Annotated in this window: 19 protein-coding genes; 9 read left to right on the top strand and 10 right to left on the bottom strand. The window is 44.5% G+C overall.

The genetic code is table 11. The annotated features are described in order from the left end of the window. Positions 1–51 precede the first annotated feature (51 nt). Positions 52–1,467 (top strand): acetyl-CoA carboxylase biotin carboxylase subunit, encoded by a 1,416-nt coding sequence (locus AC0L6V_RS14575; RefSeq protein ID WP_409418710.1) that lies wholly within the window; start codon positions 52–54, stop codon positions 1,465–1,467. Between the two features lie 17 nt (positions 1,468–1,484). Then, positions 1,485–3,293 carry a sodium-extruding oxaloacetate decarboxylase subunit alpha gene (gene oadA, locus AC0L6V_RS14570; RefSeq protein ID WP_265217914.1) on the top strand — a complete coding sequence of 603 codons (1,809 nt, stop codon included), beginning with the start codon at positions 1,485–1,487 and terminating at the stop codon, positions 3,291–3,293. 94 nt (positions 3,294–3,387) lie between these two features. Here oadA and AC0L6V_RS14565 read toward each other — a convergent pair whose 3' ends face one another. The 7 genes from AC0L6V_RS14565 to AC0L6V_RS14535 all read right to left on the bottom strand — a co-directional run bounded on the left by AC0L6V_RS14565 (position 3,388) and on the right by AC0L6V_RS14535 (position 8,506). Next, positions 3,388–4,209, bottom strand: a complete 822-nt coding sequence (locus AC0L6V_RS14565; protein WP_265217913.1) for a sugar phosphate isomerase/epimerase family protein — start codon at positions 4,207–4,209, stop codon at positions 3,388–3,390. Position 4,210: 1 nt separating this feature from the next. Beyond that, the gene (locus AC0L6V_RS14560) at positions 4,211–4,627 is read right to left on the bottom strand and encodes a hypothetical protein (RefSeq protein ID WP_265217912.1); all 417 of its coding nucleotides are present in this window, start codon (positions 4,625–4,627) and stop codon (positions 4,211–4,213) included. Further along, entirely contained in the window at positions 4,569–4,964 is a 396-nt protein-coding gene (locus AC0L6V_RS14555; RefSeq protein WP_265217911.1) for a hypothetical protein, read from the bottom strand. Before AC0L6V_RS14555 ends, AC0L6V_RS14560 begins: the two co-directional genes overlap by 59 nt. 194 nt (positions 4,965–5,158) lie before the next feature. Further along, a complete protein-coding gene (locus AC0L6V_RS14550) occupies positions 5,159–6,142 on the bottom strand; it encodes an aldo/keto reductase (RefSeq protein ID WP_265217910.1) in 984 nt (327 codons plus the stop codon). Between the two features lie 75 nt (positions 6,143–6,217). Continuing rightward, positions 6,218–7,165 carry a Gfo/Idh/MocA family oxidoreductase gene (locus tag AC0L6V_RS14545; protein WP_265217909.1) on the bottom strand — a complete coding sequence of 316 codons (948 nt, stop codon included), beginning with the start codon at positions 7,163–7,165 and terminating at the stop codon, positions 6,218–6,220. A gap of 125 nt (positions 7,166–7,290) precedes the next feature. Next, complete coding sequence (locus AC0L6V_RS14540; RefSeq protein WP_418138380.1) at positions 7,291–8,121, bottom strand: LysR substrate-binding domain-containing protein; 831 nt, start codon at positions 8,119–8,121, stop codon at positions 7,291–7,293. A 31-nt stretch (positions 8,122–8,152) separates the two neighbouring features. Then, positions 8,153–8,506, bottom strand: a complete 354-nt coding sequence (locus tag AC0L6V_RS14535) for a LysR family transcriptional regulator (RefSeq protein ID WP_418138379.1) — start codon at positions 8,504–8,506, stop codon at positions 8,153–8,155. Between the two features lie 248 nt (positions 8,507–8,754). Here AC0L6V_RS14535 and AC0L6V_RS14530 point away from each other — a divergent pair, with 248 nt between their 5' ends. The 6 genes from AC0L6V_RS14530 (at position 8,755) to aroQ (ending at position 13,347) form a co-directional block, all read left to right on the top strand. Continuing rightward, positions 8,755–9,093: a protocatechuate 4,5-dioxygenase subunit alpha gene (locus AC0L6V_RS14530; protein WP_265217907.1), complete on the top strand. Its 339-nt coding sequence runs from the start codon at positions 8,755–8,757 to the stop codon at positions 9,091–9,093. Then, the gene (locus AC0L6V_RS14525; protein ID WP_265217906.1) at positions 9,093–9,941 is read left to right on the top strand and encodes a class III extradiol dioxygenase family protein; all 849 of its coding nucleotides are present in this window, start codon (positions 9,093–9,095) and stop codon (positions 9,939–9,941) included. The genes AC0L6V_RS14530 and AC0L6V_RS14525 overlap by 1 nt, the downstream gene beginning before the upstream one ends. 179 nt (positions 9,942–10,120) lie before the next feature. Then, the gene (locus AC0L6V_RS14520) at positions 10,121–10,975 is read left to right on the top strand and encodes a shikimate dehydrogenase family protein (RefSeq protein ID WP_265217905.1); all 855 of its coding nucleotides are present in this window, start codon (positions 10,121–10,123) and stop codon (positions 10,973–10,975) included. Positions 10,976–11,111: 136 nt separating this feature from the next. Continuing rightward, positions 11,112–11,813, top strand: coding sequence for a GntR family transcriptional regulator (locus AC0L6V_RS14515; protein WP_265217904.1), 702 nt, complete (start codon positions 11,112–11,114; stop codon positions 11,811–11,813). Positions 11,814–11,945: 132 nt separating this feature from the next. Beyond that, entirely contained in the window at positions 11,946–12,821 is an 876-nt protein-coding gene (locus tag AC0L6V_RS14510; RefSeq protein ID WP_265217903.1) for an AEC family transporter, read from the top strand. A gap of 55 nt (positions 12,822–12,876) precedes the next feature. Further along, the gene (gene aroQ, locus AC0L6V_RS14505; RefSeq protein WP_265217902.1) at positions 12,877–13,347 is read left to right on the top strand and encodes a type II 3-dehydroquinate dehydratase; all 471 of its coding nucleotides are present in this window, start codon (positions 12,877–12,879) and stop codon (positions 13,345–13,347) included. Here aroQ and AC0L6V_RS14500 read toward each other — a convergent pair. Together AC0L6V_RS14500 and pcaQ are read right to left on the bottom strand one after the other, a co-directional pair. Next, entirely contained in the window at positions 13,319–14,260 is a 942-nt protein-coding gene (locus AC0L6V_RS14500; RefSeq protein WP_265217901.1) for an AEC family transporter, read from the bottom strand. The genes aroQ and AC0L6V_RS14500 overlap by 29 nt on opposite strands. 35 nt (positions 14,261–14,295) lie before the next feature. Continuing rightward, positions 14,296–15,261: a pca operon transcription factor PcaQ gene (gene pcaQ / locus AC0L6V_RS14495; RefSeq protein ID WP_265217900.1), complete on the bottom strand. Its 966-nt coding sequence runs from the start codon at positions 15,259–15,261 to the stop codon at positions 14,296–14,298. A gap of 331 nt (positions 15,262–15,592) precedes the next feature. Here pcaQ and AC0L6V_RS14490 point away from each other — a divergent pair, with 331 nt between their 5' ends. Further along, positions 15,593–17,446 carry a bifunctional sugar phosphate isomerase/epimerase/4-hydroxyphenylpyruvate dioxygenase family protein gene (locus AC0L6V_RS14490; RefSeq protein ID WP_265217899.1) on the top strand — a complete coding sequence of 618 codons (1,854 nt, stop codon included), beginning with the start codon at positions 15,593–15,595 and terminating at the stop codon, positions 17,444–17,446. 122 nt (positions 17,447–17,568) lie between these two features. Here AC0L6V_RS14490 and AC0L6V_RS14485 read toward each other — a convergent pair whose 3' ends face one another. Further along, positions 17,569–19,710 (bottom strand): methyl-accepting chemotaxis protein, encoded by a 2,142-nt coding sequence (locus tag AC0L6V_RS14485; RefSeq protein ID WP_409418706.1) that lies wholly within the window; start codon positions 19,708–19,710, stop codon positions 17,569–17,571. Positions 19,711–19,813: the final 103 nt, after the last annotated feature.

The raw sequence follows: 19,813 nt of genomic DNA, 5'->3' as shown, positions 1-19,813 counted from the left end.
TGTGCTGGCGACGTTGTACAGTGATCTCTTCAAATAAGAAAGGAGTGACTCATGTTAAAAAAAGTGTTGATTGCTAACCGAGGTGAAATTGCGGTTCGTATCATTCGCGCTTGTGCAGAGGCTGGGATTCGCTCTGTGGCGATTTTCACGGAACCGGATCGATATGCCTTGCATGTCAAACGGGCGGATGAATCTTATTCGTTGGGTGAGGACCCTCTTGCGGGTTATTTAGACCCTTTGCGTTTGGTTAACCTAGCCATCGAGACCGGCTGTGATGCGATTCATCCCGGTTATGGTTTTTTGTCTGAGAACGCGCGCTTTGCCGAGCTATGTGAGCAAAAAGGCATTGCTTTTATTGGGCCTCATTCTTCTGTTATTCATAAAATGGGTGATAAAACTCAAGCCCGCGATAGTATGCGTGCGGCAGGGATTCCGATCACGCCAGGCTCCGAAGGGAATTTAGCGAACCTTGATGAAGCATTAAGTTTGGCAGGAAAAATTGGTTACCCGGTGATGATTAAGGCCACCTCTGGTGGTGGCGGTCGAGGTATTCGGCGCTGTGATACACCAGCAGAATTAGCCTCGCAGTATCCTCGTGTTATTTCAGAAGCGACCAAAGCTTTTGGTTCTGCAGAAGTATTTTTAGAAAAGTGCATTGTTGATCCTTGCCATATTGAGGTCCAAGTATTAGCCGACTCTCAAGGTAACGCCGTGCATTTGTTTGAGCGTGATTGTTCGATACAGCGTCGTAATCAAAAATTGATCGAAATTGCGCCGAGTCCACAACTTACCCCAGAACAGCGTCAATATATCTGTGATCTCGCGGTGCGAGCCGCCAAAGCGGTGAATTACGTCAATGCTGGAACGGTAGAGTTTTTGTTGTCTGGCAACGAAGTCTATTTCATGGAAATGAATACCCGAGTACAGGTTGAGCATACGATTACCGAGCAAATTACAGGGGTTGATATTGTCCGTGAGCAGCTTCGTATTGCTGCAGGCTTGCCCCTTAACTTCCGCCAAGAAGACATTGCCTATCGTGGTTATGCGATGCAGTTCCGCATTAACGCGGAAGACCCCAAGAACGATTTTTTACCCAGCTTTGGTCGTATTACGCATTATTACGCGCCGGGTGGGCCTGGGGTGCGTGTTGATACCGCGATTTATACGGGTTACGAGATTCCACCTTACTTTGATTCCATGTGTTTGAAGCTGGTGGTGTGGGCATTGACATGGGATGAGATGGTGGCGCGTGGTCGACGCGCTATTGATGATATGCGTTTGCATGGCATTAAAACCACCGCCAATTATTATCAGCAAATTCTGAAACACCCAGATTTTATCAAAGGGAAATTCAATACTGGATTCGTTCCCGCGCACCCTGAATTATTAAATTATTCCGTGAGACGCCATCCAAGTGATATCGCTTTGGTATTGGCAGCCGCTATTGCAGCGCATGTTGGTCGATAATCCGCAGGAGGAAGAAAATGAGTCAAGTGAAACAAACAATACAAGTGACAGATGTGACCTTGCGCGATGCTCACCAATCGCTAATTGCCACTCGTATGCGTACGGAAGACATGCTACCTATTTGTGAGAAACTTGATCAAGTGGGTTTTTGGTCTTTAGAAGTGTGGGGCGGCGCGACCTTTGACGCGTGCGTACGCTTCTTGAAAGAAGATCCTTGGGAGCGTTTACGCCAATTGCGTGCGGCTTTACCAAATACCCGTTTGCAAATGTTATTGCGTGGTCAAAACCTATTGGGTTATCGCCATTATGCCGACGATGTGGTGGAAGCCTTTGTGCAAAAAGCGGCCGATAACGGCATTGATGTGTTTCGTGTATTTGATGCACTAAACGATTTACGCAATATTGAAACCGCGATGAAAGCGGTGAAAAAAGCCGGTAAACATGCCCAAGGTACGATTTGTTATACGACCAGTCCTGTGCACACGCTGGCGTTATTCGTCGAGCAAGCCAAAGCGATGCAAGCTATGGGCGCAGACTCTATTGCCATTAAAGACATGGCGGGGTTACTAACGCCTTATGCGACTTATGATCTGGTGAAAGCCATCAAAGAAGCGGTCAATTTACCCTTGGTAGTGCATAGTCACTCGACGTCAGGCTTGGCACCTTTGTGTCAGCTTAAAGCCATTGAGGCGGGGGCAGATCGTATTGATACCGCGATTTCATCTTTTGCCAGCGGCACCAGTCATCCAGCCACTGAGACTCAAGTGGCGGCTTTGAAAGATACCGATTACGACACGGGTTTAGATTTGACCTTGTTGTCAGAAATTGCCGATTACTTCCGTGATGTTCGTAAAAAGTATCATCAATTTGAAAGTGAATATACTCGTGAAGATGTGTCTGTACAGATCAACCAAGTACCGGGTGGCATGATGTCCAACTTGGCGAATCAGTTGAAAGAGCAAAATGCGTTAGACAAGATTCGTGAAGTGTTTGCCGAAATTCCTCGTGTTCGTGCCGATCTTGGTTATCCGCCTTTGGTCACACCAACGTCGCAAATTGTGGGGACACAAGCGGTTTATAACGTGTTGGCTGGTCAGCGTTACAAAACCATCACCAACGAAGTAAAGCGCTATTTATTGGGGGGTTACGGTCAACCGCCAGCGGCAGTGAATCCTGATGTGCAGAAGAAAGCGGTAGGTAATGAAGCGGTGAACGACGCGCGTCCGGCGGATTCCTTGTCGCCAGAGCTATATAAGTTGCGCAATGAAATCGGTGAGTTAGCGAAATCAGAAGAAGATGTACTTACTTTTGCTATGTTTCCTGAGTTAGGCCGTGAATTCTTGCAGCAACGTGCCGATGGCACCTTGGTTCCTGAAGTCTTGCTACCGCCAGAACAAGCGGGTCAAGGCGCCGCGGCAGGTGGTTTAGCAACTGAGTTCAAGATTGATGTGCATGGTGAAGTTTACAATGTGGAAATCACGGGTGTCGGTGACTTTGGTGTTGGTAAACGCAAGTTGTACCTGTCTTTGGATGGTATGCCAGAAGAGGTAGTATTCGAATCGTTAAACGAATACGTGTCTGACGGCGGTTCTGGTCGATCTCGTGCGACAGTGCCGGGCCATGTTAGCGCAGCGATGCCGGGCAATATCATTGATGTCCTGGTGAAAGAAGGCGACACAGTGACTGCAGGTCAAGCGGTGCTTGTCACGGAAGCGATGAAGATGGAAACCGAAGTACATGCCAACGTGACGGGTACGGTAAAAGGCGTTTTCGTTAAAAAAGGCGATCGAGTCACACCGGGTGAGATGTTGATAGAGATTATATAGTTCAGACTTTGTCATAAGACGCTAATGAAATAGAGTCTAAAAAGGCCGCTTTGCTACTTTAGAAAGACGGCCTTTTTTGCTTTTATCCTTGTCATTAAAGAAACGTCTGACAAGCTTCTTGAAAGTCACTTATACGAGAGATTAATTCATCGTTTTGCAGGTTTTTATAAATGGCGTTATTGGCAAAAATTGAATAGTCACCACGATAACCTTGTTTATGCAGGTGCTCTATTAAGGTGACAATGCTGCTTTCGTAATAGCCATCTCCTGGGATTAAACGCTTGTGATGATAGGTTTCGATCTGATCTTCAAGTGAATAGGTCATACTGCTATTGAAGTCCGAGCATTGTACTAAAAAAATATCTGATGTCGGAATTTCTTCAAGAACATCAATCGCTTCTGACTCGCTCAGGAAATGAAATGTATCAATGACTAACCCAAAATTTGGGCTGTCCACATCTCGGCAAAATGTGGCGGCGGCTTGATAACTGCCAATATAAGGCGACCAAGGCAACGCTTTTAAAGCAATTTTAATGCGATAAGGAATAGCCAAATTCGCTAATGCTCTAAGGTCAGCTAAAATTTGGTTTGTGTCTATATTTTTAGATCTAATGGTTGGCGGCATCACAACCAGTAAACGACAATCCAGTTGCGCTAGGGTTTTTAGGTAGTTGCGAGCTAAGTCCATATCGTATTCATGAATATGATTTGTATTTCCACCAAATTCTCGCAAGCTAGAGGCACTGCTGATTTTAATGCCATTGCGTTTGGAGAGTTCTGCGATGTGTTCGATATCTCGTTTATCAGCGCCAAAATCCGAGTGTGTTAGGTCAACTTTGAAAAAGCCTGCTTGAGCCAACGCTGCAAATTTTTCTTCCAACGTACTATGAAAAAGGTTAGCTGCAATGGACAGCATATTAGATTACCTCTATAGCAAAGGCGCGATCATCATTGGTGAAAGCTTGATGGCGAAGTGGGCTGTTTTCATTCGCTTTGAAAGTGATTTTGCTAAAAAATTCAGTATTGTGTTGTTCGGCTGAAGATTCTACAAAACGCAAGCTAGCGGCGTGTTTGCCTGGAAGCTGCAAGCTAGCTTCATCTTTTGCCTGAAAGCCAAAAAGACGTTCGAAGAAGGTTAAGCAAGTCTGAGTTCGGTCAGGATCAATTTGAATGGTAAATTCATGGAAGTGAGATAGTGAGCCATGTGTTTTTTCAGAGGTGCTTGGAATGGTTTTAAAGTCAATGTCATAAACACTTAAGTCATCACGTACCTGATCAACTAAATAAATTAGAGTGCTGCCAATTCCTTCGATACCTGGAATATTGACTTCCATTGAAGCTCGAGTGGTTGGAAGAATCCCAAGCTCCTCGTTTTATGAATTCTGCATGAGCAGTAGAAGCATCGTCACATTTGAAGGCGATCGCAAAAAGTGCGATACCCATTTCGCCCACATAGGCTTCTAGTATCGGATCTTGAGAGCAGTTAATGATTATTTTTAGCTGATTTTGTTGAAATAAGAATACATCCTTACGTCGATGCTTGGCGCTAAGGCTAAAACCTAGTTCAGTCAGAAGAGGTGTTACGCTTTCTAAAGAAGGCGCGACGATCTCGATAAACTCGATACCCAGTAAATTCGCAGTAGATACAGGTGAGATGTCGTTTTGATCCATAATACGGCCCAAAGAAGTCAATATATTAATAGTGGCTAGGTTGTCTTATGAACAAGCTAACGTATAACCCTTTTAACATATAAGTAGGATCGCAGGGACGCAAATAAAAAGTGATATTTAGCTATGAAGAAATGATCCAATCGAATCTCAAAAATATTATAGATTCGATTGGATCATAGGCAAGCTGTAGAGGGTTATGCGAACTCTTCAGTGTCTATTTCCGCTTGTTGTGCGGCGGTATAACGTGTGCCATGTACATTATGTTGATTAATCATCTCGTCTAGTAAGCTGACTTGTTTGGCATCCAGCTTTAATTGCGCTGATTCAAAATTGTCTTTCATATGATTAACCGAACGAGTACCCGGAATAGGGACAATATTTTTATCTTTTGCAGTGAGCCAAGCCAAAGCCAGTTGTGATGGTGTGCAACCGATGTCTTTTGCTAGAGCAAAGTAATCGTTTAATAAGGCAAGATTGTTTGGGTAATGCTCTGCATTGAAGCGCGGCATATTGTTACGAATATCTTTGGCTTCTAAATCCGCCACGTCTTTTAATGTGCCCGTTAAGAATCCGCGTGCTAAGGGACTGAAGGCAACAAAGGTAATGTCTAGTTTTTTACAGGCTTCTAACACGGAAATTTCTGGGTTACGTGTCCATAAAGAATATTCTGATTGAATCGCGGTAATCGGGAATTCGTTATGAGCGCGAGTTAGCGTTTCAGCGGACACTTCGGATAAACCGACAGCGCCAATTTTGCCTTCTTTTACTAACTCACCCAGAGCACCCGCGCTTTCTTCGATGGGCACATTGAAGTCGCGGCGATGTAAATAATACAAATCGATATGGTCTGTTTGCAGGCGCTTTAGGCTGTCTTCGCATTGTTTGCGAATGTTTTCTGGTCGACCATTAATCTCTTTTTTGCCATCGACCATTGCCATGCCGCATTTGCTGGCAAGGAAAAACTCATCACGGCGGTCTTTCAGTGCTTTACCGACTAAAAGTTCATTATTGCCACCGCCATATAATGTGGCTGTATCAAAATGACGATAACCCATCTCAAAGGCTTGATGTAGGGCTTTTATTGCTTGTTCTTCTGGAACCGGTGAGCCGTAGGCATGGGATAAATTCATGCAGCCTAGGCCGATATTTGGATTGGTTAAATGAGGGTGTTTTGACATAACAATATCCTTAATAAAATAGGGAGCCTAGGCTCCCCATTTGAGTTTTGTTGAGTCACTTTAAAGTATTGTGGCCTAGGCTTCTAGGCATTGTTCTAAGCGATGTAGGGTTTCCATCGCTTCGATTGCCTGTGTCACACAAGCATTTGGCGCACGGCCTTCCTGAATCGCGGCAATGAACTCACGATCTTGTAGCTCGATGCCGTTATTTGACACCGCTACACCAGAGAGATCAATCTTGTTCTCGCTGCCGTCAAATAGATCGTCGTAACGTGCGATATAGGTACCGTTATCGCAAATGTAACGGAAAAAAGTACCAAATGGGCCATCGTTATTGAAGGACAAAGACAAGGTGCAAATCGCGCCATTCGGTACTTTCATACCAATACTCATGTCCATGGCAATGCCAAGTTCAGGATGGATTGGGCCTTGCAGTGCTTGAACCTTACTGGCTGTTTCGCCAGTTTGGTATTGGAATAAATCCACTGTATGGCAAGCATGGTGCCATAATAGATGGTCAGTCCAAGAACGCGCTTGACCAAGGGCATTTTTGTTAGAACGGCGGAAGAAGTAGGTTTGCACGTCCATTTGCTGAACAGTCAGTTCACCCGCCATGATTTTGTTGTGAATCCACTGATGGGATGGATTAAAACGGCGAGTGTGGCCTGCCATCGCCACTAGGCCCGTTTTCTTTTGTACTTCGACCACTTTGCGAGCATCTTCGATGTTATCTGCCATGGGGATTTCAGACATAACATGTTTGCCCGCTTCAAGGCATTGAATAGTTTGTGCGGCGTGCATTTGTGTTGGGGTCGCTAGAATAACAGCGTCCACGTCGTCACGAGCCAAACTCTCGGCTAGATCTGTGGTGTAGTGAGGTACGCCGCGTTCTTGCGCGAACGCTTTGATGGCGTCTATTTTGGTGCCAACCACAGAAACAACCTCTGCGCCTTCTATGGCCGCAATGGCGTCCATGTGTTTCATGCCAAAAGCACCTGATGCACCAGCGATACAAATTCTCATTAGTTGGCTCCTGTTTTTATTAGTGAATAGAATAACAGCTAACAAATTTAGCATCCGAGAGCCGATGGGGGTAATCCATAAACCGCATTAGCCATTCATTTTTTGCAATCTGTTTTCTCTCAGGGTTAGCGAAAGTGTTCAGATATTTCTCGCAATAAGCTGAGAAAGTGGGACTGGGTCACCGTTGGAAGCCAGCTTTTTCGTACACAAAGCCCAATTGGTCGGCGAGTATGGTCCAGTGGAAAATCGATGACATTCAGTAATTCAATATTAATTTCTCGCTCCACTTGGTGTGCTGAAATCAGGGTCAGGCGGTCACTTTCGATTAATAATTCACGAATCAATATCTGTGAACTGGATTCAACCAACCTAGTGGGTAACGGAATGCCTGCATCATGAAAAATATCTTCGAAGGCCTGCCGAGTAGGGGTACCTTTGGCAGGAACCACCCAAGCAAACTGCGCTAGCTCTTTGGCACTAACTGGGTGTTTGCTCATTAAGGGATGGTCTGTGCGAGCAACAACCGACAAAGGAGGTGCCCATAGTTCTTCTTGGACCACATCGTCAGCAGGGGAAGGGTAGCGTAAAGCCCCTAAAATAATATCGATGTCACCTTGGCGTAGGTGATGTAATAAGTCGGCATAGGGGCCTTCGGTAACATTGATGTTAACGTCAGGATGGCGCTCGTTAAATTGCAAAATGGATTTAGGTAAAATGGTCATGCGCGCCAAAGGCATACTGCCAATGGTGATGGTACTGACATCTTTGAATTGCAAGGCGTTGATCTCGTAAATGCCTTGGCGTAACTCGCTAAAAGCAAGTTTGGTGGCTTTTGCTAAGGTTTGTGCCGCTTTTGTTGCATTCGTTCCAAGGCTGTTTTTTTCAAACAATACCACCCCAAGTAAGCGCTCTAAATCACGTGCAGCGCGATGAATAGAGGACTGAGAAACCGCCAAATTGCGGCTGGCAATACTAAAGTTTTGCGCTTCACAGACGGCAATCAGGGCTTCTTAGTTGTGTCGTGCTGATTAAAGCCACGAGATTTTTTTGTACACGCTCTTTTGGCGTGTTGTCTTTAACGATGTCGAGTGTGGCGTTTTGGATATGATTGATTGCTCGGCTAACGCGTTTTTGCCATACCTCGCCAGACGGTGTGGGATGCATACCATCGGAATGGCGCTCAAATAGGGCCGCGCCTAACAATCCCTCTAATTTGGCTATGGCTTGCGTAATAGCTGGCTGCGATAAGAAGATAGTTTCAGAAGCACGGGTAATGCTTTTTAATTCTGCTACCGCGAGAAAGACTCGCAAATGTCGTAGGTTGGGAATTGCGATCTCCATAAGACCTCCTTATTATTTTAAATAGACTATATCAAAAACGAATACCAAAGGAATTAAAATGAAGGATTAATACGCCAAATTTTCCTATATATAGCGACCATTATGCTATCCAGTTAAATTTTACGTTCTATTTTTTAAATAGGAAAACTTAGATTTAGATCAAGGTTTGTACTGCTCTTTTGTTCTTATACTCGCCACTAATGGGACTTTATACCGTTGAATAAATAATCTTATAGCGAGGTAACAGAATGAGTCAGATTCCAGGCAATATTATGTTTGATGGGCCAATGGCGACAAAAGGCTATCCCCTTAATAAAATGTGTTATTCCTTCAATCATGCCGCGGCAAGAGCGGAATTTTTGTCAGATGAAGAGCGCTATTGTGAAAAATTTGGCCTAACAGTGGAGCAAAAACAGGCGGTAAAGGGGCGAGATGTGATTGCTATGCTAGAAGCGGGTGGCAGTATTTATTATCTGGCAAAATTTGCTGGAATTTTAGGGTTAAACGTTCAAGATGTTGGTGGTTTACAAACGGGTATGACGACAGACGAATTTAAAGCGTTCTTAATACAGCAGGGGGACAAATAATGGCGAAAATACTTGGCGGCATCGCCACATCCCATATTCCCGCTATTGGTGTCGCGATGGATAAAGGTCTTGAGCAAACACCTTATTGGAAAGATTTCTTTGACGCCTATCCGCCTGTACGAGAATGGCTCTACGCGCAACAACCTGACATTGCCGTTATTTTTTATAATGACCACGGGTTAGAGTTTTTTCATGATCGTAAACCGACGTTTGCTATTGGTGCTGCTGCTCAGTATGACAATGCCGACGAAGGTTGGGGGATTGCTGAAATTCCGCCTGTGACAGGTGAGACAGAGCTGTCTTGGCATATCATTAATCAATTGGTCGAGCATGAGTTTGATGTAACCGTTTGCCAAGAAATGAAGGTAGATCACGGTTTGACGGTTCCTCTGACGCTCATGTGGCCTGGTCATCAATACGGTCATATTAAGGTGATCCCGATCGCGATTAATTGCGAACGTCATCCAATGCCCAAACCCAGTCGTTGCTTTGATTTTGGCAAGGCGATTGGTGACGCTATTCGTTCTTACTCTGGCAATCAAAAGGTTGTGGTATTTGGGACTGGGGGATTGTCGCATCAGTTGGATGGTCAGCGAGCAGGCTTTATTAATAAAGCGTTCGATCTGTATTGCATGGAAAAAATAGTGGATGAACCGGAAGCACTCATTAAATTTTCTAACTTTGATTTGGTTGAACAGGCAGGTTCTCAAGGCGTTGAACTCAATATGTGGTTGGCTATGCGTGGCGCATTGCAGGGAAAATTAATTGAGTTGCATCGTAGTTACCACTTGCCTATTTCCAACACAGGTGCTGGTTTGCAATTATTGGCAACAACGGAAGCGGTTTAAGGATGTCTATTTTGATATAATTTTTCCAATCAAAATACATGTCAAATTGTCATACAACAAATCATGAGTTTTGGTATACGCTTCCTCTATCTTTGATAAAGGAAGCGTTTTTTTATCCTTTATGACTCAACTATTAACGTGATGACATTCCTTTTGGGAATACGTTGGAGGCAATTACAATGTTACATTTAGGTCTAATCGGTCAGGCGATTGCTGCTTCTCGATCTCCCTCTTTACACATGATGTTAGGTGAACTAAAGCAGTTGCCCGTGGATTACCAATTGCAGGTGCCTGAAGACGATAGCGCTGAGTCTTTTAAGGCTAAATTGGCTGAAATTCGTGCTTTGGGGTTTGTTGGTACAAATGTGACGTTTCCCTATAAGCAAATTGCTATCGACAGTGCAGACGAAGTGAACGATGCGGTAAAAAAAGTGGGTGCCAGTAATACCTTGCTATTAAAAGACGGCAAAGTGTGTGCATTTAATACTGATTACACGGGATTTATTCGCGGTTATAAAGGTCGAGTGGGCGATTTGCCCGCTGGTAAAGTGTTGATGATAGGCGCGGGTGGTGTAGGGCGTGCGATCGGTTTTGCCTTGTTTGAAGTGGGCGCCACAGAAGTGTGGGTCACCGATTTGAGTGAAAGCAGCGCGCAGTCTTTGGTCGACGCGATCAATGACGCAGGCTATAAAGCCCGTGTTATCGCCAAAGAGGATATTGCCGAGGCCGCAGCTCAGGTTGATGGGTTGGTAAATTGTACGCCTGTCGGTCATTTGAAAAGTCCAGGTATGCCTTTGGCTGCGGAATGGATTCAAGATCAAAAATGGGCGTTTGATGCCGTTTATACTCCAATGGATACAGAGTTTTTGGTGGAAGCGAATAAAAAAGGCCTACAAATCGTGTCTGGTTTTGATTTGTTTTTTTATCAAGGTATCGATGCTTTTGAGATTTTTACTGGACAACAAGTCACGGATGTTAAGCCTGTTTGGGATCAGTTCCGTGAAAAGTACGATGTTGTTAGTTCGTTGATCTAGTGGCTATTTCCCCTATTAAATGAATGATAAAAAGGCGCCACATGGCGTCTTTTTGTTTCGCTATACATTAGAATGTCTTAGCTCGTGATATAGTGCAGAGATCTTACAAAACAATAAAAGGCCCTTATAAATTTCTATGATTAACTCCGATGATCGCAAATTAGTGGGGCAATCCGTCTATGAGCAACTGCGTTCAGATATCGTAACGGGCAAACTTGCTCCCGGTGAAAAGCTTAAATTAAACGCCTTGCGCTTGCGTTATAGCGCTAGTGTCAACACGTTACGTGAAACTCTGATGCGACTTGTGTCCGATGGTTTTGTGCTGTTTGTCGATCAAAAAGGGTTTTCTGTAAAGCCTGTCTCGACTGCCGATTTATGTGAGCTATTAGAGTTGCGGCAGATGTTAGAGTTATCTGGGGTGCGCAAATCCATGGCAAATAAAGTGGGTCATATGGAATGGAAATCGGCTTTAATCAGCGCGCATTTTCGTTTGAACTGTGTTGAGAAACTGATGATGGAAGACGAGGCGGGGCATGTGCAGGCATGGGAAAAAGCTGATCGAGACTTTCATATTACCATGGTGGCTCATTGCGGCTCTCAACAGCTTATCCGTTACCATGCTTCGGTAATCGAGCTTTATATGCGCTATCAGGTGTTGGCTTTGCATCGTCGACCCTTTCGGGGACAGGCTTCAATGGAAGAGCATCATCAATTGTTGAAATACCTTCTAGAAGATGACACTGAGAATGCGCTATCGATACTGGATTCGCATATTCAAAAAGGCTTAACGCTGCCAGATCTCAGCAGTGCGCCATCTAAAAGCAGAGTGCCGGCCTGAACTGGTTTTATGAAACAAAAAAAACAGCGCGAAATTTATGAGATGATCATGATGACCTCAATAAGGAGCTTTTTATATGGCAGCTGTCATTAATATTATTGCCCCCATTTTTTTCTGATACTGGTGGGTTTTGTGAGTGTGCGTTTTTCTTTTCTTCCACAAGCTGCCATACCTGGTTTGAGCCGTTTTGTGCTGTACCTTGCTTTGCCTGCGTTAATTTTTATGAAGTTGTCCAGCATGGAGATAACAGAGGTTCTGCATTTTGACTATCTTGCAGTGTACGCAGCGAGCGGCTTAGCGACTTTTTTTATCATTGTGTTGTTGAGCTGGCGATTGCTGAAAAGCGGTCTGGTTGACGCGGGTGTTCGAGGGGTTGGTGCAACCATGTCAAACAGTGCCTTCATTGGTTTTCCTGTCTTATTACAGTTTTTTGATTCGTCTTTGACTCAGGCCTTTGTCATGTCATTGATGGTGGAAAATATTATTTTGTTACCGATTTGCTTAATTTTTATTGAAACCATGTTAGGTAAAAGTCAAAACAATGAAAGAAGTCTCTTTGTTTTTGTTTTAAAGCGAATCTCAACGAATCCCTTATTAATTGCTCTAGCTGCTGGCTTAGTGTTTTCCCTGTTTGAGTTGCGTCTGCCGAGTTTTATGGGGCGAGGATTTGATTTGCTGGCCGCTGCGGCTTCATCTGTCGCGTTGATTGTGATTGGTGGTTCTTTGGTTGGTGTGTCCATAAAAGGGCAATGGTCACCCATTTTACTGGTGGCGACAGGCAAGTTGGTATTATTTCCAGCGCTCGTCGCCTTCCTTTTGTTACTGACGCCTGCGATGCCAAACGATTTAAAGATAGCGATTATTATTTTTGCTGCTGTGCCTATGTTTAGCTCTTATCCGATCGTTTGTGGCGAGTATGGTGAACGGAGTTTCTGTGCGAGCACTTTATTGATTACCACCGTGTTGTCATTTTTTACCTTGAGCGTCTTGCTGCGCTTCTTTGTTTGAAAATAGGCTAATGCGATTGATTGAATATTCATGTTGATTTATAGGAGAAATGATTATGTCTACTATCATGGTGTTGAACGGCCCAAACTTAAACTTACTGGGTACTCGTGAGCCAGCAACGTATGGTTATGAGACCCTAGCGGATGTGGAAGTGATGTGCCGTGAGGCCGCACAGACATTGGGCCATGATGTGGAATGCCATCAATCTAACCATGAGGGTGTATTGATTGATTTGATTCATGAAGCGGGCCGCCGTATTAAAGCGGGCGAAGTATTGGGCGTAGTATTCAATCCAGGTGCTTATACTCACACATCTGTTGCGCTTCATGATGCAATAAAAGGCGCTGATGTACCCGTGATTGAAGTTCACATCTCCAACGTACACGCTCGTGAAGCCTTCCGTCATCACTCTTATATTTCACCTGCAGCAGCAGGTATTGTCGTGGGTATGGGCGTGCAAGGCTATGTATTGGGTATTCAGGGATTGGTGCATAAGTTTAGTTCAACCCCATCAAAGACAAAATAACCGCGAGTGTAATGAATGACATCAGTGTGGTAATCAGTAATGTGCTTGCGCACAGAGAGCGAAAACCATATTGGCTGCCAATAATCGGATAGATACTCATCATGGGAACGGCCGCAATTAAGATGCCACCAAGCAGAAGGTTGCGGTCCATTTCTGGCATAAAGAGCGCCACGACGGCAATCATCAACGGATGGAGGACGAGTTTGCCAGTGGTGACAAAACAAATATCTTTGGCATTGCCAGTTAGGCTGGTACCGACTAATGAACCACCCAGTACAATCAGTGCGAGTGTGGCGGATGCGCCGGATAACATGACCAATACTCGATCAATCACCGCGGGCAGCTCTAGGTGAAATGTCGACGCTAATACCCCGCCAGTAACAGCTAAAATTAACGGATTTTTGATTAGCCTTTTTAGTACGCCATAGAAGAGATGAGAGGGTTTTAAGCCTTGTCCTCTGGACGCACTGACTTCTAGCATCACAAACATTATGGGAAGAACCAGAATATTCTCGACAATTAGGGACATGGCAAACGCTGCAGTGGGAGGGTTGCTAAATGCCAGTAACATCACTGGATAAGCGAAGAATGCGGAGTTCGAGCAGGCCATTCCCGCGCCTTTTATTGTGCTCTCAATAAAAGAGCGCTTCATGAATTTTAAGCTGATCACCAGACCAATTAGCAGGGTTAGCACGGAGCCAATCGCATAAGTGGCAAGATACGCTGGGACAATAACCTCATCAAACTCCATTCGAGCCAAAGTACTGAAAATTAAAGCTGGAAGCGTGAAATACATGACGATTTTTGCCATGCCAGCAATGGTGTCACTAGGAACCAACTTAACGCGAACCGCCAAGTATCCCAATATGATCATGATAAAAATAGGCGTTGTGATGGCGATAATGGTCAGCATCTAGGATTCCTGTCTTAGTACCTTAATTTAGCCACTTAAATGACAGGGCTGTCTTTATGGTGATGATCAATGGGTTTGTAATAGCTGTCTAAGGTTTTAGCCGTATCTCGGATGGCATTCATAAACAGCTTTAGTGCTAGTGATGGAACCGAGTCTGCGCGTGTGGTTAAGCCAACGGCCCCCAAGGTTTCTTTGGTATCAATGGGTAATTCGTCCAATTCTCCGTCGGCGATTTCTCGAGCCACAACACCGCGTGAAATAATCCACACGGCATCATTATTACGAATAAACTCTTTACCAAACGAGTCTGACACTGTGTCGATTCGATCCGTTAGGGTGCTAACGCCTTGAGATAGTAAAAAACGATCTACATAGGGCGCGGTAATGGAACCTTTTGGTGGATAGAGTACGGTATAGTCAGCAATATCACTGATTTGAAAATTGTCTTTTGTTAGTAATGGGTGGTTTGGGCGAACCGTGAATGCCACTTGTTCTGAGTACAGGTGTTGAAATGATAAGCCTGACATGGCTTCTGGAACGCCTAAGCGCCCAACAACTAAGTCCAATTCGCCAACTCGCAACTGGCTCATTAATAAAGCGTTCGGGCCGGAGACCAAATGCAATCTAACATCGAGGCCGCCAGTGCGAAAACGTTTAACGGATTCTGGTAGAATGCTGGTCGCAACGGTTGGTAATACACCAATACTGATACGGCTAATGCCTTTTTGCTGTGCCTGAGCCACTCGTTCGGTGCCTTCACGTAATGCGGCGACACTGGTACTGGCATGCTCTAGAAATACTTTTCCAAAAGGTGTGAGTTCTACACCTTTTTTACTGCGTTCTAAAAGTCTGACACCTAGAATATCTTCTAGCTCTTTGAGTTTTTTTGAGACAGCTGGCTGGGTAAGAGCCAACACATCAGCAGCGCGAACCACGCTGCCTTGACGTGTCACTTCCAAAAAACATTGCAGATGGCGGTATTTAATACGGTTTTCTAGCATAAAAAGTCTCCCATGGTACACGCCTGGTTTCAGCCGCTGCTAATTGGCTATTAGTTAGTCAGCTACTTAATAAGGAAACACAAAGGAATCAGGCTCATTATAAGCGCTAATAAGGGAATAATTTTCCTCTATTACACTCCTATGTTGTGCTATTGAAAAGAGGGTATGTATTCCTTTTTCGATATATTTTTGGCACTTTATTTCATTCTTAATAGGACTCTCAATACAAAAATCTTGTGCTAGCATCAATCATATTAGTTATAGCAGAAGAAAACATATTTGCTTTCACATATCGTTTTCGTTATGAAATGTTGACAGTCAGGGCGTAAGAATGAAAACAGCACTCGCAACCGTTACCTTATCTGGCACGCTGAGAGAAAAGTTTGAAGCGGCTGCAAAAGCTGGTTTCCAAGGCGTGGAGATCTTCGAAAATGACTTAACTCAGTTCGATGGTTCGCCAAAAGATGTGCGTCGTATGGCGCAAGATTTAGGCTTGGAAATTATTGCTTTACAGCCATTCCGCGATATGGAAGGTATGCCTGAGCCAATGCGCTCGCAAAAGGCAAAGATGTTGCAGCACAAAATCGATGTTGCTCATGAGTTGGGTACGAATCGTTTGTTGTTTTGCAGTAATGTGCAGCCTTATTCTTCTGCGGATCGTGACGTTTGCGCGGCGGACTTATTTGCTCTTGCTGAAATAGCCAAAAAAGAAGGCATTATGCTGGGTTATGAAGCTCTAGCTTGGGGTTACCATATTGCCGATTATCATCAAGCATGGGATCTGGTGAAACGTGTTGATCACCCGAACTTGGGGATTATTTTAGATACTTTCCACATGTTTTCCCGTGGTAACACCTTAGATGTTCTGCGTGATGACATTCCGCTAAACAAGATTGCGCTCGTGCAAGTGGCCGATGCGCCAAGTCTGCAAATGGACGTGTTGCAATACAGCCGACATTTTCGTTGTTTCCCTGGCCAAGGTGATATGCCAGTGGTCGAGTTTCTTCAAGTTTTGAAAGACAAAGGCTTTGATGACTATTTGTCTCATGAAATTTTCAATGACGAATTCCGTTCTTCTTCACCACTAGAAAAAGCCATCGATGGCATGCGTTCATTGATTTGGCTCGATGACCAAACAGTGAGTAAGCGTGAAGAAAAAACCGCGCCGATTGTAGCGCCACAAGTCAGTGATGTTGAGTTTATTGAATTTGCCATTGAAGGCGAAAGCGGAGAGGCGCTGACTAATACCTTGGCTCAGTTGGGTTTCCATGAAACCCATAAACATCGCTCTAAAAACGTTAGCTTGATGCGTCAGGGAAATATTAACCTGATCCTCAACCGCGAACCGAAAAGCCAGGCCCACGAACATTTTCAGAAGCATGGTGTGTCTGTTTGTGCGATGGCGTTTGCCTCTGAAAATGTTAAAGCCACTTTGTCTTTGGCAGAACGTTATCGTGTTGAGCGTTTTGATAATCAGGCCGGTCCAGGTGAATTGAATATTCCTGCACTGCGTGGGATTGGCGATAGCTTGGTGTACCTTGTTTCAGCCGACGCCGCTGTACGTTTTTTTGAGGTGGATTTCAAACCGATTCAAGGCATTCAAGGTGAAACGGGGGTTGGCTTAACGCGCTTTGATCATATTGGCCAAACGGTTTCCAATACTGACTTTTTATCGGCGACGTTCTTTTATAAATCCTTGTTTGGGTTTGATATCGATGCCAGCCAAGATTTACCCGATATTCATGGCTTGGTGGTGAGCCGAACCGCTCTTAGTAAGGACAAGCGGGTGCGTATTCCATTGAATATGACCAATGCTCGTGGCGCTTCGGCACAGCGTTTCATCCAGAAGTCTAAAGGCTCAGGGGTGCACCAGATTGCGTTTGCTTGTGAGGATGTTTTTGCAGCTGCAAAAAACATTGATAGTGAGAAACAGCTGCCTATTCCTCAGAATTATTATCGTGACATCGAAGCGCGCTTTGGTTTGTCGCCAGACCTGATTAAGAAATTGCAGTCACATAATATTATGTACGATAAAAATGACGAAGGTGAATTCTTTCATTTCTATACGGAAGAAGTACATGGTGTCTTTTTTGAAGTGGTACAACGTGTGGGTGGTTACAGTCGCTACGGCGAAGCGAATGCGTTTGTTCGTCTTGCCTCACAGGCGCGCCAAGAGAAAAAATAAGTCATTGTCATTGCGGGGAATGATTTGTTTTAGGCGTATCCTTTTGTGAGGAAATTATGCCGGAGGAAGGAAACTTCCTCCGGTTTTTTTTCGTCAAAATACCCAGCACTAGAGACTGTTTATTATTTGGTGGTTACTTGAAACTGACCAACCAGTGAGTTTAGCTTCAAGGCGGATAACCCAACACGGGATGAACGTCTTTGTAGTGCCGCGATTGAGCGACGCATTTGCTCTGTTGCCGCGCCCATTTCATGTACGGTTTTTGCGTTTGTCTTGTTGCTTTCATTCAATAACAAAATGGCTTCAAACATGGTGTCGACTAGGTCGTACAAAGCGCTGTCGCTGATATTGCTTTGTTCATTCGCGATGAGGTTTTTATCGACGTTTTCGGCACCTTTTTCCATAAAGCTCACCGCGCTGCGTGTTTCTTCCTGAATACCTTCTAGCATGGTTTGTATCTCTTCTGCTGCTAAAGCGGTTTTAGAGGCCAAACTACGAACTTCGTCGGCCACGACAGAAAATCCTCGGCCATGTTCACCGGCTCTGGCGGCTTCTATGGCGGCGTTTAGTGCCAACAAGTTGGTCTGATTAGTGATATCAGAAATGGTGGTAATGATACCGGCGACTTCATTTGTCTTTGCATCCAATGATTTAACGGATTCTGCCGTGGCGCGAACGACATCGCGTATTTCTTGTGTGCCAGCTTTGGCTGCTTTAAGACGGGACTGTGTTTCTGCTGCGACTTGATCCATGGCTTGCTTCAAATCATTTGCCGTCTGAGATGCACTTTGTACTTCGTCTATTTGTTGCTGAAACACGTTCAGCATGTTTTCAACGGTGGACTCAAGATAGTGAGAAGCTTGGTTGGCTTCCTCATTGGTGCGAATCATAAACTCGTTAGACTTTTTGACGTTATTACTGGCCGAGATGACTTGTCCCATGGTGTTGTCGAGATTGTCAATAAAGCTGTTCATCCAGCGTCCCATGTCACCGGTTTCGTCGTTGGCTAGATCGTCATCAAGGCGCTGTTTTAGGTTGCCTTCTCCTTCGGCAATGGTTTGAATGACTTCTGTCATCTGACTCATGCTACGACTAATTTTTTTAGTGCTGAAACGATGGAAGAGGATTCCCGCTATGCCTAAACTGGCGAAGGCGATTAAGCTCGTTGGTAGAATGGATAAATCGGTGTAAACCTGTAGTAAACTACTGATGACAAGCGGCACACTGGAGGCTAGTAAATAGCTTCTCATCAGTTTTAAATTGATGGAGCGGCGGCGATAGACTTCTTCTAAATCACCTTCACACATCATCCCCCACGTATCTGGGCTGCCTTTCAGTTGAAAAGTCACCCCTTTACCGATAACAGGAATGTGTCGGTAGTCGGAATAGCCTGGGTAAGTCACAAAAAGATTTTGACCCTTCTTAATCGTTTCTCGCACACCTGGGTGCAACTCTTTGGTGGCAGGATCGGTAAAACGAATTTCAAATTCAGTATGTTTTTGAACCCTAACGGTACCAAATTGTGTATTGATTCCGCTTTTCAAGTTTTCACCATGGCTGAAGGTATTGTCTTCAAAGCGGGAACGAGACAGAGCGGTTCCGGGGAGTATCGAGGGATCGAATTCGGACTTCACCATAAACAAATAGTTGTCGCCAGATTCCTTATAAATATGCCCCGCTTCGCGTTGGATAAGATCACCGATAACATCATTGGGAATTCGGGCACATACAGCACCTACGCTAATACCATTTTGTTTAATGGGGAGATAAAACATTAGAGTGACCGCATCGTGAAATTTTGAGCTGGATGCGCCAATCGTTAAAGTATTTTGGTCGATATAAGGACCATGTATAAATGGCGCAAGCAAGCCAGCCGCGACGGCTTTTGGCGATAAGTCGGTTTTTTGTATTCGGCTTTGGAAGGTGGATTTGAGTACTTGCCCCTGAGCATCGATAACAAAATATTCAGAGACATCAGGGACGATATTTAAACGTTCTTCTAGTGTTTCTTGTTCGATAATTGGAAAGGTAGTAGAGATAATTTCCAGTAAGACGTCTAACTGAGACCATTGGGTATTCACCCAAGTGTTGAGTAGCTTTACTCTAGTGCTGGCAATATTTTCGAAGGTTTTTTCTATGTTTGGGTAGGTGTTTTTATTTAAATAACATGACCAAAAAAGTGAAAACCGTCCAGTGTTGCCAAACCAAGGTAGCCATTTGCGCTCTTTTGCTGAAAGTAACATCTGATTGCTTTTCAAACTCATCTCTTTTCTGCTCCATTGCATTAAGCACTACGTCGTTGCAGATGCTTAGGGGACCTTAAAAAGAGCAATTTTTTTGCCATAGTTTTTTATATATAAAACTTTA

Source organism: Marinomonas sp. G8-14 (genome assembly GCF_055808935.1).
Note: the sequence above shows the minus strand (reverse complement) of the source record. Positions and strands in the feature narration are given on the sequence as shown.